Below are 19582 nucleotides of genomic sequence, written 5' to 3' on the forward strand. Positions count from 1 at the left end.
CCAACGGGTTCACCGTTCCCAACCCCGTCGCCCAGGGAGACCTCGTCGCGCGGGCGCTCGGCGAGTCGGGCGTGGACCCGGCCACCCTCGGCTACCTGGAGGCGCACGGCACCGGCACCGCCCTCGGCGACCCCGTCGAGATCCGCGGTCTCGCCCGGGCCCTGGCCGCGGCCGGACTGCCCCCGGGCAGCCTGCCGATCGGCTCGGTCAAGTCCAACGTCGGCCACCTCGAATCCGCCTCCGGCATGGCCGGGCTCTGCAAGGTACTGCTCCAGATGCGGCACGGCCGGCTCGTGCCCTCGCTGCACGCGGACCCCCTCAACCCGAACATCGACTTCGACTCCACCCCGCTGCGCGTGCAGCGCGACCTCGCCCCGTGGCCCCGCCCCGACGGCGCCCCCCGGCGCGCCGGTCTCAGCTCCTTCGGCGCGGGCGGGGCCAACGCGCACCTCGTCGTCGAGGAGTACGTCGCCCCGGCGACCGCCGGGCAGGGGGCCGGCCCGTACCTGTTCCCGCTCTCCACCCGCGTGCCCGAGCGGCTCCCGATGCTCGCCGCGCAGCTTGCGGACGCCCTGGAGCGCGGCCTGGCGGACGGATCTCCGCCCCGCCTCGCGGACGTGGCGTTCACCCTCCAGCAGGGGCGCGAGGAGTGGGCGGACCGCATGGTCGTCCTGGCCTCCACCGTCACCGAGCTGGTGGCCCGGCTCCGCGGGGACGACCCGGCCGGTGTCTGGACCGGCAGCGCGCGCGGCCGCGCCGCATCCCGCGCCGCCGCGCCCACGGGCAGCGACCCGGCGTCGACCGCCGCCGCCTGGGCCGCCGGAGCCCCGGTCACGTGGCCGACGGGGAACGGCAGCCGGGTGCCGCTGCCGGGCTACCCCTTCGAGGAGCTCCGCTGCTGGCTCACCGACACCATCTGGTCGCCGCCCGCTGCTTCCGCGTCGCCCGCCGAGCGGAGCGCACCGGCTCAGGTGCACCCGCTGCTCGACGGGATCGACCCGGCCGAGAGCCTGGACGGCCTGACCTACCGGACCGCCTTCGGCCCCGAACACCCCTACATCGGCGGCCACCGGCTCGGCGAGACGCGCCTGCTGCCCGCCGCCGCCGTCCTGGAGATGGCCCGCGCCGCCGCCGAGGCGGCCGGGGCGGGGGAGCGGCTGCGGCTGTCGAACGTCCGCTGGCTGCGGCCCTTCATCGTGGCGGGCGCCGAGCGCACGGCCAGGACACGGCTGCGCCGGGGCGAGACCGGCACGCGCTTCGACCTGCGCGACGACACGGGTGAACTCCTGGCCGAGGGCCGGGTGGAGACCCTGTCCGCACCGGCCGGGGAGAGCCTGGACATCGGCGCCGTACGGGCCCGCCTCGGCAGCCGCCACGAAGGCGTCGACCTCTACGCCGACCTCACGGCGGCGGGGCTGTTCTACGGCCCGGCCCTGCGGGCCGTCGAATGGATCGCCGCGGGTGACGGAGAGGCGCTCGTCCGCCTGCGGATCCCCGCCGAGGCCGCCCGCTTCGCCGGCTCCGCCCTCCACCCCTCGGTGGTCGACGGCGCCCTGCACGCCTTCGCCGTGCTCCGGGACCGGGACAACGGCCCCGCGATGGTGCCGTACGCCCTCACCGCCGCCGAGGTCCACGCCCCGGTGACGGAGCACGGGTACGCCCATGTGCGCACCGTCGGCGCCGACCGCTACGACCTCACCCTGACCGACTCCGAGGGGGGCGTCCGCGTGCGGCTGCGCGACCTGTCGCTGCGGCCCGCACCCGGGGTCGCCCAGGCCCGGCCGACCGCGGCCGTCACCGGAGCGCCCGTCACCGGAGCGCCCGTCACCGGAGCGGCGGTCTCCGCCGCGGCGACGGCCGCCGCGGACGAGCTGATGTTCGTACCGCACTGGACCGAGCGGCCCGCCGGGTCCCCGCAGCCGCTCCCGGCCGGGGCCACCACCTGGCTCGTCCGGGGACCGGACTCCGCACCGCTGGCGGCCGTCCTGCGCCCCCGCCTCGGCGCCACCGTCGTCGAACTGGACCACGACCGCGTCGCCACGGCGACCGGCCGACCCGACCACGTCGTGTTCCTCGCCCCCGTCGCCGGGGCCAGGACCGACGACACCGACGCGCTCGAAGCGGCGCAGGAACGCGGCGTCCTCGCCCTGTTCCGGCTCGCCAAGGCCCTCCAGCGGACCCGCTCCGCGGTCCGCCTCACCGTGATCACCGAGGACGCGATCAGTACGGGGGGCGAGAGCGTCGGCAACCCGTACGCGGCGGCTCTGCACGGCCTCGCGCTGTCCCTCGCCCAGGAACACCCGCGCTGGCAGGTGACCGTCGTCGACCGGTCCTCCGCCGACGCGCCGACCGCCGGGGTCCTCGACGCCCCCGCCGGAGGCCCCTACGCGCTGCGCGGCGGAGTGCTCCACCACCGCCGGCTCCTCCCGGTCGCCACCACGCCCCCGCGCGAGGGGATCCGCCCGGGTGGCACCTACCTGGTCCTCGGGGGCGCCGGAGGCATCGGCCTGGAACTCACCGACTGGCTCGTCCGCGGCTACCGCGCGAAGGTCGTCCTCCTCGGCCGCGGCGAGCTGGACGCGGAGCGCCGCGAGCGGCTGCGCGCCATCGACCCGGAGGGGACCCTCGTCTCGTACCGCAGGGCCGACGCCACCGATCCCGCCGCACTGCGCGGGGCCATCGACTGGACCAGGACCACCCACGGCGCGCTGCACGGGGTCTTCCACGCCACGATCGTCCTGCGCGACCAGACCGTCGCCACGATGACGGAGGAGACCTTCCGCACAGTCCTCGCCGCCAAGGCACACACCTCGGTCGCCCTGCACGCCGCCCTGCGCGGCTCGGCCGACGTGGACTTCATCCTGTTCTTCTCCTCGGCGGTGGCGCTGGCAGGCAGCGCCGGCCAGGGCAACTACGCGGCCGGATCCACCTTCGAGGACGCCTTCGCCCACCACCTCGACGGGGTGCTGGACGCCCGGGTGGCCGTCATCAACTGGGGCTACTGGGGAACCGTCGGCATCGTCGCCAACGAGAGCCACCGCGACCGGCTCGCCGCCACCGGAATCCACTCGATCACCCCGGAGGAGGGGATGGCGGCCGTGCACGCCGTGCTCGGACGCGACGACCGGCAGGTCGTCGTGGTCAAGGCCGACGCGGCCGTGCTCGCCGCTGTCGGCGTACAGCAGCGCCGAGCCGCGCAGGAGGACCGCGCGGACGCGGGGGCCCCGTCCGACGACACCGCCCTCGTACCGGAGCTGGCCCGGCTCACCCCGGTCGCCAGGCTGCTCACCGAGGCCGACGACGCCCGCCTGACCGAGATCATGTGCGACTGGCTGTGGACGCTCTTCCGGCAGGAGGGCGTGTTCCTCGGCGACGCCGAGAGCTGGCGTCCCGCCGCGCTCGCGGAGCGGCTGCGGATCGTCCCCGCGCAGCTGCGGCTCTTCACCGAGCTGCTGCGGCAGCTGACCGAGGGCGGCTTCCTGGACGACCGGGGAGGCTCCCTCGTCCCCACCGGACGGCGGTCCGCCGAGGACCCCGAGGGCGACCTCGTCGGCCTGTGCGAGCGCAAGCCCGCCCTCAACCGGTTCGACCGGCTGCTGCGCCCGTGCATGGGGAACCTGTTCGGCGTGATGCGCGGCAGCGTCCGCGCCACCGACGTGATGTTCCCGGGCGGCTCCAGCGCCCTCGTCGAGGGCGCCTACCAGGGCAGCCCCGTCGTCGACCGGGCCAACGAACTCGTGGTGGGCGCCGTCCAGGACCTGCTCTCCCGGCACCAGGGTCCCCTCAACGTCATCGAGATCGGTGCGGGCACCGGCGGCACCACCGCGAGCGTGCTGCCCGCCCTCACCGCCTCCGGCACGGAGGTGACGTACGTCTACACGGACATCTCCCGCGCGTTCCTCCGGCACGGGGAAAAGCGGTTCGCGCAGACGTACCCCTACGTCAGCTTCCAGCGGCTGGACATCTCCGGCGATCCCGAGGCCCAGGGCTTCACCTCCGGCAGCGCCGACCTGGTCGTGGCGGCCAACGTCCTGCACGCGACCTCCGACCTGCTCGCCACCCTGCGCGCGGTCAACCGGCTGCTCAAGCCCGGCGGCCGACTGGTGCTCAACGAGGCGAGCAGCAACGTCCTCACCGCCACGCTCACCTTCGGCCTGCTCGACGGCTGGTGGCTGCACGAGGACGCCGAACTGCGGCTGCCCGGAGCCCCGTTGCTCTCCGCCTCCGGCTGGCGCAAGGCCCTCGCCCTCGCCGGGTTCGCCCGCAGCCGGGCCGTTCCGGCGGACGAGGGGCTGAGCCAGCACGTGGTGGTCGCCCAGACCTCACCGGACTCGGCGGCGCCCCCCGCGATCGCGGCGCCGCACGTGCCGCAGGAGCGCCCGGCCCCGGCACAGCCGTCGGAGCCGTCGGAGCAGTCGGGAGGGGAGGCCGGCGCGCTGCTGGAGGCCGCGCGGGAGTACGTGAAGGAGGCCTTCGCGCAGATCCTCCAGGTCCCCCTGGAACGGCTCTGGCTCGACGAGACGTACGAGAACTTCGGCGTCGACTCGCTGACCGTGCCCCTCATCGTGGACGTGCTCGCCGAGGGCATGGGCGAGCTGCCGGTGTCGATGCTGTTCGAGTACCCGACGATCCGCGAAGTGGCCGACTACCTGGTCGAGCGGCACGCCGACCGGGTGCGTACGCTCCTTCCCGAGCCGGCCGCCGACTTGGCCGCCGAGCCGCTTCCCGAGCCGCCCGCCGCGTCGCGCACCGGCGTGACCGGCGTGACCGGCGTCAGCGGCCCGGACGCCCGGTCGGCCGTCCCCGCCGCGCGCCCCGCGGCCGGTACGGACCACCGCGTCGCGATCGTCGGCGTCGCCGGACGCTATCCCCAGGCCGCGGACCTCGACACGTTCTGGGACAACCTGCGGTCCGGCCGCGACTGCGTCACCGAGGTACCGGCCGACCGCTGGGACCATCGGGCACCCGCCGTCGTGGACGGCCAGAAGGTCGGCCGCTGGGGCGGATTCCTCGACGGCATCGACGAGTTCGACCCCCGCTTCTTCCAGATGTCCCTGCGCGAGGCCGAACTGACCGACCCCCAGGAGCGCCTCTTCCTCCAGACCTCCTGGCACGCCCTGGAGGACGCGGGCTACACCCGGGCCCGGCTGCGCGGCAGCCGCGTGGGCGTGTACGTGGGCGTCATGTACGGCCACTACCAGCTGTTCGAGGACGAGCGGGGCCTCGCCGGTGGCATGGGGTACGCCTCCATCGCCAACCGGGTCTCGTACGTCTTCGACTTCCACGGTCCCAGCCTGGCCGTCGACACCATGTGCTCCTCCTCGCTGACGGCCATCCACCTCGCCTGCGAGGCCCTGGCGGCCGGTCACGCGGACTACGCGATCGCCGGTGGCGTCAACCTCGCCCCGCACCCGCGCAAGTACCGCCAGCTGGCTGCCGGAGGCTTCACCGGCGAGAGCGGACGGTGCCGCAGCTTCGCGGCGGACGGCGACGGCATGGTGCCCGGCGAGGGCGTCGGCGCCGTCCTGCTCAAGCCGCTGGCGGCGGCGGAACGCGACGGGGACCGCATCCTCGGCGTGATCCTCGGCAGTTCCGTCAACCACGGCGGCAAGACGGGCGGATTCGCCGTCCCCAGCCCCGGCGCCCAGGGCGAGGTCATCGCGCAGGCACTGCGCACGGCCGGAGTCCCGGCCGACGGGATCTCGTACGTCGAGGCGCACGGCACGGGCACCGCACTGGGCGACCCGGCCGAAGTGGCCGGTCTCGTACGGGCCTTCGGCGACCTTCCGGCCGGCTCCGTCGCGCTCGGCTCGGTCAAGTCCTCCATCGGCCACCTCGAATCGGCCGCCGGTATCGCGGCCCTCACCAAGGTTCTGCTCCAGCTGAAGGCCCGGGAACTGGCGCCGTCCCTGCACGCGGACGCCCTCAACCCGGCCGTCGACTGGAACGCGGTGCCGTTCCGGGTACAGCGCGAACTGGCTCCCTGGACGGGCCCGGGCCCCCTGCGCGCGGGCATCAGCGCCTTCGGCGCGGGCGGGTCCAACGCCCACCTCGTGGTCGAGGAACATCCCGCGGCGGCCCCGCGGCCCGGCGCCTCGGCGGGACCGGCCGTCTTCCCCTTCTCCGCACGGGACGCGGAGGGACTGCGCCGCGTCGTCGCGGGCATGCGGAGCTGGCTGGGACCGACGGGGACCGGAGCCGACCCCGGGGACATCGCCACCGCGGCCGGTGTTCCCGTGACGGCGGTGGACGAACCCCTCGACGAGCTCGGCCTGGACCCGGCCACGATGGTGCGGCTGATCGGACTCGGTGACACCGCCCTGGCGGGCGCCGTACACGGCGGCACGACCCTGCGCGAGCTCGCGGGCCGTGTCGGCGCCGGCGCCGGCGCCGACGTCGACCTCGGCCGACTCGCGCACACCCTCCAGGCAGGCCGCGAGGCCATGCCGCACCGGTTCGCCGTCGTGGCACGCACGGTGGCGGAACTCACCGAGGTGCTCGACGGGTTCCTCGCCGGGCGGTCCGTCGGACACACCGGCGTCGTGACGGCCGAGCCCGGTGCGGCAATCCCGCCGTCCCCGGCCGATCCGGACGACACGGCCCGCCGCTGGGTCCGGGGAGAGGTCTTCGACTGGGCGGCCGCCCACCCGGCTCCGGTGCCGCCGCTCTCGCTGCCCGGATACCCCTTCGCGCGCACCCGCTGCTGGATCGACGCCGTCACCCCGGCCGCACCCGCCGCCGCGGCCCCGACGGCTTCCGCCACCCCGGCCGCCCCCGCCCCGGGCACCCGGCTCCGGGATGCCGTACTGGCCCTGCTGGGCACCGTCAGCGGTTACGCACCCGCGGACCTCGACCCGGCGGGCTCCTTCCACGAGCACGGCCTGGACTCGCTCGGCCTCATCCGGCTCGCCGACGAGGTCTCCAACGCCTTCGGCGTGCCCGTCGGCCCCGACCAACTGCTCGCCACCCCCACCCCCCTCGCCCTCGCGCGGTGGCTGGAGGACGAGCACCCGCACACCGCCCCGCCGCTCCCGGCCGCTCCCGCGGCGGACCGGACGCAGGACCGGACGGCGGACCGGACGGCCGGGGACGACCCCGTGGTGATCGTCGGCATGGCCGGCACACTGCCCGGCGCACGGAACCTGGACGAGTTCTGGGCGGCCCTCCAAAAGGGCGGCGACCTCTTCTCCGAGGTGCCCGCCGACCGCTGGGACAGCCGTGCCCACTACGGGGACCCGGCGCTGCACCCCGACCGGACCCGGATCACCCGGGGCGGCTTCATGCCGGACATCGACCGGTTCGACCCGCTGTTCTTCGGCATCTCGCCCCGCGAGGCCCGCTGGATGGACCCCCGCCAGCGGCTGCTGCTGCGCACGGTGTGGTCGGCGCTGGAGGACGCGGGCATCGATCCGACCCGTCTCGCGGGCACCGACACGGGACTGTTCGTCGGCGTCGGCTCGTCCGACTACGCCGAACTGGTACAGCGTTCGGACACGGCCACCGACCCCTACTCGTCGACCGGCCTGACCCCGTCCATGCTGGCCAACCGGATCTCCTACCACCTCGACCTCCGCGGCCCCAGCGAACCCGTGGACACGGCCTGCTCCAGCTCACTGGTGGCCCTGCACCGGGCGGCGGAGGCACTCCGGCTCGGGCACTGCGACACCGTCATCGCGGGCGGCGTCAGCCTCATGCTGTCCCCGGTCACCTTCGCCTCCCTGGAACGGGCCGGCATGCTCAGCCCCGACGGCGTGGGCCGGGCCTTCGACAAGAACGCCTCGGGGTACGTGCGCGGCGAGGGCGTCGGGGCCGTCGTCCTCAAGCGGCTCAGCCGCGCCCGCGCCGACGGCAACCCGGTGCTCGCCGTCCTGCGGGGTACCGCCGTCAACCACGGCGGCCGGTCCAACTCGCTGACCGCCCCCAACCCGCGCGGTCAGGCCGAGGTCATCGTGCGGGCCCACCGGGAGGCGGGCGTGGATCCGGCGACCATCGGGTACGTCGAGACGCACGGCACCGGGACGGTCATCGGCGACCCCGCCGAGACCAACGGCCTGCGCCAGGCCTTCGCCGAGCTCTACCGCGACTGGGGCCACCCGGCGCCGACCGTCCCGCACTGCGCCCTCGGCGCTCTGAAGAACACCATCGGCCACCTCGAACCGGCGGCGGGCATCGCCGCCGTGCTGCGGGTCCTGCTGTCGATGCGCCACGGGCGGATCACCGGCGACCCGCACGGCCCCGAGCTCAACCCCCACCTGGCGCTGGAGGGCACGGCCTGCGAGATCGCGGTCGAGTCCCGTGACTGGCTGCCCGCGGCGCCCGGTGTACCGCGCCGCGCCGGGGTCAGCTCCTTCGGCTACGGCGGGGTCAACGCCCACGTCGTACTCGAGGAGTACCCGGCCGACGAACCGTCACCGGCCGCCCGGCCGGCCGTGTTCGCCCTCTCGGCCCGTGACCCGGAGCGGCTGCGGGCCACCGCGCGGTCCCTGGCCGACGCGCGGGACTCCTGGGCGCACGACCTGGCCGGAACCGCCCACACCCTGCAGACCGGTCGCGCGGAACACGCCGAACGCCTGGCGTTCGTCACGGACTCGGGCGAGCACGCGGTGGAGACCCTCCGCCGCTTCCTCGCCGGGGACGTCTCCGGAGTTCACCTGGGGCGCGTGGAACGGCACGCCGACCGCTCGCCGTTCGACGGGCGGGGCGACGAGGAGACCGCCGCCGCGTGGGTGCGCGGCGCGTCGGTCGACTGGCCGGCCCGGTGGGAGCGGACGCCGAAGCTGCGCTCGCTGCCGCCGTACCCCTTCGCCGCCGAACGGTACTGGTTCACGGAAGGAGCCCCCGCGGCTGCCGCCTCGCCGCCGGCCGCCCCGGCGGCAGCCGCGCCGACCGCCCCGGTGACCGGGGCGGAGGCCGCCGCACGTTCCGTTCCCGAGCCGGTCGCCGCGGCAGCCGACGGGACCGGTGCCCCGGCGCCCGTCAGCCTCTTCACGGCCGCCTGGGTGGCCGAGCCCGTACCGCCCGCGGCCCCGCACCCGGGCCGGGTACTGGTCTTCGGCGACCTGCCGGTCCCCGGCGCCGTCACCGTAACGGCCGGATCCGCGTACGCCGACGAGGGCTCCACCGTCACGATCCGCCCCGGCGAGGCCGAGGACTATGCCCGGCTGCTCGCCACCGGCGCGGACCGGATCGTGCACCAGTGGCCGCTGCTGCGGCCCGAGCGCCCGGACCTGGGCATCGAGTCGGTCTTCCTCCTCGTACGCGCCATGGCGGCCTCCCGCGCCGCCGCGCGGATCCAGGTCCTGGTGCCGGAAGGTGCCATGGCGGAGGCCTGGGGCGGGTTCGACACCTCGTTGCGCGCCGTCCTGCCCGGCACCGCCTTCGGTGTCGTACGCGTCGTCGGCCGGGTCGAACCGGCCGCCCTGCTCGCCGAGGTGGCCGCCGAGCGGCTCTCCTCGGCCGCTGTCCGCCTCTCCGCGACCGTGCGCACCGTGCGCGTGCTCACGGAGACCGACCCGAGCCCCGTCACGGAGTCCCCGCTGCGCGCGGGCGGCGTCCACCTGGTGACCGGCGGCGCCGGGGGCCTCGGCCTGCTGCTCGCCCGTACCCTGCTGTCGCGCGGCGCCCGGGTGGCCCTCACCGGCCGGTCCTCCGCCGCGGACCGGGCCCGGGAACTCGCCGCGCTCCGCGCCCTCGGTGACGTGGCCTACTTCCAGGCGTCCGTGGACGACCGGGCCGCCATGGCCCGGGTCGTGGCGGACGTCAAGCAGAAGTGGGGCCCGCTGCACGGGGTCTTCCACCTGGCGGCGACCGCCTCGCGCACGCCGCTGCCCGGCAAGGACCTCGCGGAGTTCCGCTCCCACCTGCGGGCCCGCTTCGAAGGCACCCGCGTGCTCGACGAGGTGACCCGTGACGAACCGCTGGACCTGTTCGTCCTGTACTCCTCCCTGGCCGGGCAGCTCGGCGACTACGGCCTGGCCGACTACGCCGTCGGCGCCCGCTACCTCGACGGATTCGCCGAGGAACGCGAGGCACTGCGCACGGCGGGCCGCCGCAACGGGCGCACGGTCTCGGTCGACTGGCCCATGTGGCGTGCCGGAGGCATGCACGTGGGGGCCGAGGACGAGCGCCGCTACCTCGCCGACACCGGCTTCCGCTACCTGGAGACCGAGGAGGGCGAGCGACTGCTCGACCTCGCCCTGAGACTGGGACGCCCCCAGGTCGCCGTACTGCCCGGAGCGCCCGAGCGGATGCGCGAGCGGGTCGAGGCGATGCGCGTCCGGGAGCGCGGGCACCGCGCCCGCCCGGCCGCCCCGGCGCCCGCCGCTCCCGTACGGGCGGGCGAACTGACCGACCGGCTGCGGGAGCTCGTCGCCGAGCTGCTGGGCCTGACGCCGAAGGCGCTCGACCCGGAGGCCGGTTTCGGCGAGTACGGCCTGGACTCCTTCGGGCTCCAGTCCCTCTCGGTGGCCCTGGAGGAGCGCTACGGCGTCTCGGTGCCGACGACGGTCCTGTTCGGTGAGAACACGGTCGAGAAGCTCGCCCGGCACCTGCTCGCGGAACACCCATCGCTGGCGGACCGGCAGGAGACGGCCGCCGCCCCGATCACGGAGCCGGTCACCGCGACCGTCACCGCCACCGCCACGGTCAGTGCTCCGCCCGCCGCTCCGGCCGCAGCGCCCCCCGGGGAGGACGCCGTCGCCATCGTCGGCATGTCCGGACGGTTCCCCGGCTCGGCGGACCTGGAGGAGTTCTGGCGGCACCTCAGGGACGGACGGGACCTGATCACCGAGACCCCCGCCGACCGCTGGGACTGGCAGGAGGTGTCCCGGCGCTTCGGCGGAACCGCCCGCTGGGGCGGCTTCCTGAGCGACGTCGACCGCTTCGACGCACGGTTCTTCAAGCTCTCGCCCGCCGAGGCGGAGGTCATGGACCCGCAGCACCGGCTGTTCCTCGAACACACCTGGGCCGCGCTGGAGGACGCCGGCTGCCGGGCCGACCTGCTCGCCGGCCGCCGGGTCTCCGTCTTCGCCGGCGTCCAGTTCAACGACTACGAGTCGATGGTCCTGCGCGGCGAGCAGATCAACCCCCACGCGGGCACCGGACTCGCCCGGACCATCCTGACCAACCGCATCTCGTTCCTGCTGGACCTCAAGGGCCAGAGCGAGAGCATCGACACCGCCTGCTCCAGCTCCCTGGTGGCACTGCACCGCGCCGTCCGCGCCCTGCGCGCGGGGGAGAGCGAGCTGGCCGTCGCGGGCGGCGTGAGCCTGGTGCTCTCGCCGCAGACCGTGGTGGCGGGCAACCAGCTCGGGGTGCTCTCCCCGGACGGCCGCTGCAAGGCCCTGGACGCGCGGGCCGACGGGTACGTCAAGGGTGAGGGCGTCGGCGTACTCGTCCTCAAGCCGCTCTCCCGCGCCCTCGCCGACGGCGACCGGGTGCACGCGGTGATCCGCGGCAGCGCGGTCGGTCACGGCGGTCACGCCTCCTCGCTGACCGCCCCCAACCCGCTGGCCCAGGCCGCCCTGCTCGTCGAGGCCTACCGGGACGCCCGGGTACCGGCAGGAACGGTGTCGTACACCGAACTCCACGGCACCGGCACCGCCCTCGGCGACCCGGTGGAGATCGACGGCCTCGTCCGGGCCCACCGGACCCTGGCCGACGGCCCCGCCACCCCCTGCGGCATCGGCACCGTGAAGAGCAACATCGGGCACCTGGAGCCCGCCGCCGGCATCGCCGGAGTCATCAAGGTGGTGCTGGCGATGCGCCACCGGACCCTGCCGAGGACGCTGCACCTCCAGACGCTCAACCCGCTGATCGACCTCGCCAATACCCCCTTCCAGCCCGTACGGGAAACCACCGCGTGGGCTCCCGAGGACGCCGACGGAGCGCCCCTGCCGCTGCGCGCGGGCGTCAGCTCCTTCGGCTTCGGCGGCGTCAACGCGCACGTCGTCCTGGAGGAGGCGCCCGCCACCGCGCCCAGGGCCCGACTCCAGGGCGAGGCGCCCGAGGTGTTCCTGCTGTCGGGCAGGGACGCCGCCGCCCTGCGCCGGTACGCCGTCGCGATGGTGGAGTTCCTCGACGCGGAGGCGGAGGACGGCGCGGACGCGGACGAGAGCGAGGGCGCGCCGTCGCTGGCCGCGCTCGCGTACACCTCTCAGGCCGCCCGCGTGCCCATGGCCGCCCGGCTCGCGCTGGTCGCCCGCTCCACCCGCGACCTGCGCGAGCAGCTGGCCGCCCACCTCGCGGCCGAGCACGCCCACGGCCGTACGGACGCGGACCACGCGTGGCTGTCCGAACCGGAGGGCGCCGACTACCTCGCCCGCCTGGTCCGGGAGGGACGGCTCGACCAGCTCGCCCGGCTCTGGCAGGACGGCGCCGACATCGACTGGGCCGCCCTGCGTCGCGGCGACCGGCCGCCGCTGACGTCCATGCCGACCTACCCGTTCGCCCGGGAGCGGCACTGGCTCACGACGGAGACCGCCACCGGAGCGCCGCCCGCCGCGCGGGACTCCTCGCTGCTCCTGGTCAAGCGCTGGGAGGCCGCGCCGCTGCCGCCCGCCGAACTGCCCGCCGGCGTCCTGGTACTGGCCCGCGCCGAGAACGAGGCCCTCGCCACGCGGGCCTTCGGCCCCTCCGCCACCGTGGTCCGGGTGGACGACGGCGACGCGGACACCGCCCGGCGGATCACGGAAGCGGCCCGCCGGGCGACGGCCGTGATCGACCTGGCCGACGTATCGGACACGGCGCTCACCGCGCCGGAGCCCGACTGGTCCCGGATCGAGCTCCTGCGCGAGCTGGTCACCGGGAACCGCACCCGGGGTTTCGCCTACCTCCACCTGACCCGGGGTCTCACCACCTTCCGGACCGAGCGGCCCACGCTGCGCGGCGCGGCCTACGCGGGCCTGGTGCGGATGCTGACGGCCGAGTACCGGGGCCTGTCCGCCCGCACCCTCGACCTCGACACCCTGGACCCGGCCGCACTGCGCGAGGCGGCCGCCGCCGAACTCGCCGCCACCGACCCGGTCACCGAGGCCTGCGTACGGGCCGGAGTGCGCCACCGTCCGGTGCTGCGGCCCGCCGACGGCGCGCCCGCGTCCACCGGCTGGTCCGCGGACCTGGCCGGAGGAACCGTCGTGATCACCGGTGGGACGGGCGCCCTGGGCCGACTGCTCGCGGCCCGGCTCGTCGAGCGGGGCGCCGACCGTCTCGTGCTCCTCGGCCGCACCCCGCTGCCCGCCCGGACCGAGTGGCCCGCGCTCCTCGCGGACCCCGGCACGGACCCGGCCCTCGCGGCCCGGCTGCGTGACCTCGCGGCCCTGGAACGCCCCGGTGTCCGGCTGGTGGTCGAGGCCGTCCCGCTCGACGGGATCGCCGAGGTGCTCGACCGCGCCCGGCGCGAGATGGGCCCGATCGTCGGCGTCGTGCACTGCGCCGGACTCGGCGTCATGCGCGACCCGGCCTTCATCGGCAAGCGGATCGAGGACGTACAGCGGGTCATGGAACCGAAGACCGCGGGGCTCCAGGCCGTCCTGGACGGCTGCGCCGACGACCCGCTGCGCTTCGTCGTGCTGTACTCGTCCGTCGCGGGCGCCGTGCCCGCGCTGGCCGTGGGCATGAGCGACTACGCGCTGGCCAACTCGGTGCTGGACCGCGTCGCCGAGTACCGCACCGCCACCGGCGGCGCCCACGCCCCCGTCATCCGCTCGCTGCAGTGGCCGAGCTGGCGCGCGGCGGGCATGCCCGAGGCCGACACCCAGGCCTACCGGGGCCTCGGCCTGCGCACCCTGGACCCGGAGGCGGGGCTGGACCTGCTGGACCGTGCCATGAGCGGGTCCGACCCGGTCGTGCTGCCCTGCGTGGTGGACGCCGCGGGCTTCGACGCCGCCCGGCTGTTGGCGGTGCCCGCGCCGGGCCGACCGGACGGGACGGCGCCCGCGCCAGCCCCTTCGGCGGCCCCGCGCGGGGTACCGGCCGCGCCCGGTCTCGTCCGTCGCGTGAGTGACGTCATCGGCTCGACGCTCCGGTTGGAGCCCGGCACGTTCGGCGCGGACGAGGAGTTCGCCGACCTGGGCGTGGACTCGATCATGATCGCCCAGATCCTTGCCGCGCTGGAGCGGGAGCTCGGCGTCGTCGCGGAGCCCTCGACCATCCTGGAGAACCCGACCGTGGCCCTCCTCGCCGAGGCCCTGCGGGACCAGGTGCCGGACCTCGCGACCGCTGTGCGGGACACCGGTCCGGCCCCCGCCCCCGCCGCGGCCACCCCCGCGGCCGGGGCCACCCCTCCCACCACGGCCACGGCCACCGTCCCCGTCCCGGCTCCCGCGCCCGTTCCGGCCGCACCCGCGGCCGCGGCCGAAGCGTCCGGCGCTCCCGACGCCGGAGCGGCCGCGCGGCGCGAGGACCTCGCCGTCATCGGCATCGCCGCCCACTTCCCCGGCGCCCCGGACCACGGGACGTTCTGGCGGAACCTGCTGTCCGGAACGGACTCCGTCACCGAGGTGCCGCCCTCCCGCTGGGACCCGGACCGCTTCTGGCGGCCCGACCCGCAGCCCGGCACCACCGTCAGCAAGTGGGGCGGATTCCTCGACGCCATCGAGGACTTCGACCCGGAGCACTTCCGGATCGACCCGGCCGGAGCCGCGTACGTCGACCCCCTGGTCCGGCAGGTCCTGGAGACCGGCGTGGAGTGCCTGGCCGACGCCGGACTCACCCCCGAGCAGGTCGCGGGCCGACGCGTGGGAGTCTTCGCGGGCGCCCGTACGGCGAACTTCGGCGCGCACGTCGCCGCCGCCGGTCCGCACTCGATCAGCGGAATGGCGCAGAACTTCATCGCCGCGCACCTCTCGCACCACCTCGACCTGCGCGGACCGGCCGTCGTCGTGGATACGGCCTGCTCCAGCGCACTCGTCGCCGTGCACCTGGCCGCCGCCAGCCTGCGGACCGGGGAATGCGACCTGGCCTTCGCGACGGGGGCGGACATCCTCCTCGACGAGGTGCCCTTCGTCGGGATGAGCGGGGCGGGCGCGCTGTCGCCCACCGGGCGCTGCCACACCTTCGACGAGCGGGCGGACGGCATCGTCCTCGGCGAGGGCGCCGGCACACTGCTGCTCAAGCGGGTGTCCGACGCGGTGCGCGACGGAGACCGGATCTACGCGGTGATCGAGGGGAGCGCCGTCAACAACGACGGCCGCACCATGGGCATCACGACACCGAACCCGCGCGCACAGCGGGAGGTGATCGAGGCGGCCCTGGCCGACGCCGGTGTCTCCCCGGCCCAGCTGGGTTACGTGGAGGCCCACGGCACCGGCACCATGATCGGTGACCCGATGGAACTGAAGGCGCTCACCGAGGCCTTCCGCGCCCGCACCGACGAGGTCGGCTTCTGCGGCGTCGGCAGCGTGAAGACCAACATCGGACACACCCTCAGCGCGGCGGGCATGGCCGGACTGATCAAGGTCCTGCTGTCGGTCCACCACGGGCAGTTGCCGCCGACGCTGCACTGCGCGAACCTCAACCGCCGCTTCCGCTTCGAGGACTCCCCGCTGTTCCCCGTACGGGAACCGCGGGGATTCCCCGGGCGCGACGGCACGCGCCGGGCCGCCGTCAGCTCCTTCGGGTTCGGCGGCACCAACGCGCACATGGTGGTGCGCCAGGCACCGGACGCCCACGTCCCCGCCCGCGGACCGCTGGACCCGCCCCGCTACGAGCGGCGGCGCTTCTGGTTCGACCCGCCCGCGCGAACGGCCGCGCGAGCGCCCGCGCGCACACCCGTGCAAACGCCCGCGCCGCCCCCCGTACCGGCCCCCGCGCCGTTCTTCGAGCTCGAGTTCTCCACTGTGCCGGAAGGAAAGAAATGAACGCGTTGGACGGCCTGACCTGCACCGTGGTGGTGCGGGGGACCGACCCGGTGCTGCGTGACCACCGGGTGCACGGCACGCGGATCCTGCCCGGTGTGTCGTTCCTCGACATGATCTACCGGATCCTGCGGGCACGTGGCGTCGACACCTCGCGGGTGGAGCTGCGCCGCGTGCTGTTCCGCAACCCCGTGGCCGCCGGACCGGACTTCGAGACCGAGCTCCGGGTGGAGTTCGCGGCGGACGCGGGCGCCCACCGGGTCTCCGTCACGGGAATCCGCCGTCCCTCGGGTGAGACCGAGCCGGTGCTCGACTGCCGGCTCCACCTCGACGTGCCCTTCCCGGCCGAGACCGTAGACCTGTCCGCGCTGCGTGCGGGCACGCCCCGTACGGCCGACATGGCCGACCTGTACGCGCTCGTCCGCCGGACCGGCATCGAGCACGGGGAGTTCATGCGGGCCCGGGGCACCCTGCACGTGGGCGACGACGAGCTCCTCGCGGACCTCTCACTGGGCCCGGAGGCCGCCGCGTACGCCGACTACTTCCACCTGCACCCGGCCGCGCTGGACTCGTCGACGCTGCTGCCGACGCAGTTCGCCACGGCCACGGCCGGAGCCGGAGCCGGAGCAGGGGCGGGCCGCCCCTACATCCCGATGCTCATCGACTCCTTCCGGGCCAGGGGGCCGGTCGGCGCCCGCACACTGGTGCACGCCACCCCGCCCCGCGCCACCGGCCCGGCCGGTGATCTGACCACCTGCGACCTGCGTTTCCTCGACGCCGACGGCGGCGTACTGCTGTCGCTGCGGGGCCTCACCTCGAAGCGCGTCCGGGAGGAGGACGCCATCACCCGGCTGGACGGCCACCCGCGAGCGGCGGAGCCGGCCCCGGCCGCGCCGGAAGGCGCGGCGACCACGGGGGAGACCGCCGCGAGCCTGGTGCGCGGGCTGCTCGCCGAACGTCTCGGCCGGACCGAGTTCGACGAGGAGGCGGGCTTCTACGAGCTGGGGCTGGACTCGACGGCGCTGCTGGGCATCGCCGCCGACCTGGAGCGTGCGTACGGCACCGACTTCTCGCCCACCCTGCTGTTCGAGCACAGCTCCTCCGCGGCCCTGGTCGAGCACCTGGGCGCGTACGCACTGCCCGAGGGCGGAAGCCGCCGGACGGGCGGGGCACCGCGGGACGAGGACGACGTACGCGAGGACGCGCCCGCCGAGGTGGTCTGGTTCGAGCCCCACTGGCGCGACGCACCGCTGCCACCGGCATCGGCACCGGCACCGGCCTCCGTCCTGGCCGTCGACGCGAGCACCAGGCGCGACTGGGCGGCCCTGCTCACCGAGCAGGACGCCTCCGACGTGCTCTGGACCCCCGCCGATCCGCAGGACGTCGAGGGCGAGGCGGTCCTGCTGACCGGCTTCGCGGCCGCCGTGCTGCGCACCCGGCGCGGCCCCGTACGGATCGTCTGCCACCTGCCCCTGGGCGCGGCGGCCTCGGCGGTCACGGGTCTGCTGCGCACGCTCCACAGGGAGCAGCCCGGCGTGCGCGCCGCCGTGGTGTGCTCCGCGGAGCGGGCCGACGCCCTGGCCGAGCTCGCCGCCGGCGTACCCGACGCGGAAGTGCGGTACGAGGCGGGCAGGCGTCTGGTGCGCGAGATCCTCCCGGTCCCGGCGCCGGACCGCCCGGCCCGGCTTCGGGAACGGGGCGTGTACCTGATCACGGGCGGGCTCGGCGGCGTGGGCCTGGCGCTCGCCCGGTACCTGGCGCGGACCGTGCGGGCCCGGCTCGTGCTCTGCGGACGGACGGCTGCCGGTTCCCCGGCGGCCGCCGCGCTGAGCGCCGAACTGGCCGCCCTCGGAGCGGAGGTCGAGGTGGTCGGCGCGGACGTCTCCCGCGCCGAGGACGTGCGCCGCCTGGTCGACCGGGCACTGACCCGGTTCGGGGCGCTGCACGGGGTGGTGCACGCCGCCGGTGTGCTGCGCGACGGGATGATCGCGGGCAAGAGCGCCGCGGACGTCCGTGCGGTACTGGCCCCCAAGGTCACCGGGACCCGCCTGCTGTACGAGGCCACCCGGCCCCTGGGGCTGGACTTCCTCGTGCTCTGCTCGTCCACGGCCGCGGCCTGGGGCAACCAGGGCCAGGCGGACTACGCCTGCGCCAACGCCTTCCTCGACGGTTTCGCTCAGGACAGGCCGGGGGTCGTGTCGATCGGCTGGCCCGGCTGGTCGGACGGAGGCATGCGGCTCGACGACCGCGCACTGCGCCGGATGGGCCTGACGGCCATGGACACCCCGACCGCGGTGGACATCATGCTGCGCGCCGTCGGCAGCGGGAGGCCGCACCTGGTGGCCCTCGTGGGCTCGGCCGCCGAGATAACGGAACGGTTCACCCCGGCGGCTCCGGTCGTGGCCGTCACTCCCGAACCGGCCCCCGCGACCCCCGTCCCCGAACTCTCGGGCGGCACCCACACCAACACCAACACCGACACCGGCACCGGCACCGGCACCGGCACCGGTGACGAGGACGACGCGATCGCGATCGTGGGCATCAGCGGCCGCTACCCCGGCGCCCGGACGCTCGACGCGTTCTGGGAGAACCTCAGGGCCGGCCGCGACGGCATCACCGAGGTGCCCGCCGACCGCTGGGACCACCGTGCGATACACAGCGACGCCAAGGGGGTGCCCGGACGCTCGTACGGCCGCTGGGGCGGATTCGTCGACGGCATCGACGAGTTCGACGCCGTCTTCTTCCACATCTCGCCCAACGAGGCGGCCGTCCTCGACCCGCAGGAGCGGCTGTTCCTCCAGGAGGCCTGGCACGCCTTCGAGGAGGCGGGACACGCCCCGTCCACCTGGCGGGGCCGCGCCGTCGGCGTGTTCGCGGGCGTGATGTACAACCAGTACCAACTGCACGGCGTCCGCGAGGAACCGGGCCTGGTGCCCTCGTCGTTCAGTGCGTCGATCGCCAACCGCGTCTCCTACTTCCTCGACCTCAAGGGGCCGAGCATCGCGCTCGACACCATGTGCTCCTCCTCGCTGACGGCCCTGCACCTGGCCGTCGAGGCGATCCGGCGGGGCGAGTGCGAGGCCGCGCTCGCGGGAGGGGTCAACCTGCACGTCCATCCCAACAAGTACCTGCTGCTCAGTCAGTCGTCCTTCCTCTCCACCGACGGCCGCTGCCGTTCCTTCGGCGAGGGCGGCGACGGCTACGTGCCCGGTGAGGGCGTCGGCGTGGTGCTGTTGAGGCCGCTGCGCGACGCGCTGCGCGACGGCGATCACGTGCACGCCGTCATCCGCGGTACGGCCCTCAACCACGGCGGACACACGGGCGGGTTCTCGGTGCCCGACCCGGCCTCGCAGGCCGCGCTCGTCCGCGATTCGATCACCGCGGCGGGCGTCGCCCCCGACGACCTCGGCTACCTGGAGGCCCACGGCACCGGGACCAGCCTGGGCGACCCGATCGAGATCACCGCGCTGGAGCGGGCCTTCGACGCGGTCGGCGCGGGCCGGGGACCCTGGCCCATCGGCTCCGTCAAGTCGAACGTCGGCCACCTCGAGTCAGCGGCGGGCATCGCCGCGCTCACCAAGGTGGTCCTCCAGATGCGCCACCGCGAACTGGTGCCGTCCCTGCACGCCGATCCGCTCAACCCGGCGGTGAACTGGGCGGCTTCACGGTTCCGCGTGCAGCGCGCCCTGGAACCTTGGAACCCGCCCGCGGGCGCTCCGCTCACCGCG

At 75.3% G+C, this 19582-nt stretch carries 2 protein-coding genes (both running past the window's edge); both read left to right on the forward strand.

What is annotated here, in order from left to right:
- Nucleotides 1-15857: the 3' portion of an L-histidine N(alpha)-methyltransferase gene (locus QMF80_RS06510; protein ID WP_283450366.1), read on the forward strand. 3727 nt of this gene lie to the left of the window's left edge; only the last 15857 of its 19584 coding nucleotides appear in the window; the start codon falls outside the window, past its left edge; the stop codon is at nt 15855-15857.
- Nucleotides 15854-19582, forward strand: partial view of an SDR family NAD(P)-dependent oxidoreductase gene (locus tag QMF80_RS06515; RefSeq protein ID WP_283450368.1) — the 5' portion only. The gene runs 3276 nt beyond the window's last position; 3729 of the gene's 7005 nt are visible here — the first part of the coding sequence; it begins with the start codon at nt 15854-15856; the stop codon falls past the right edge of the window. Before QMF80_RS06510 ends, QMF80_RS06515 begins: the two co-directional genes overlap by 4 nt.

Origin of the sequence: Streptomyces sp. G-G2 (genome assembly GCF_030063135.1) — a bacterium.
Classification (GTDB): Bacteria; Actinomycetota; Actinomycetes; order Streptomycetales; family Streptomycetaceae; genus Streptomyces.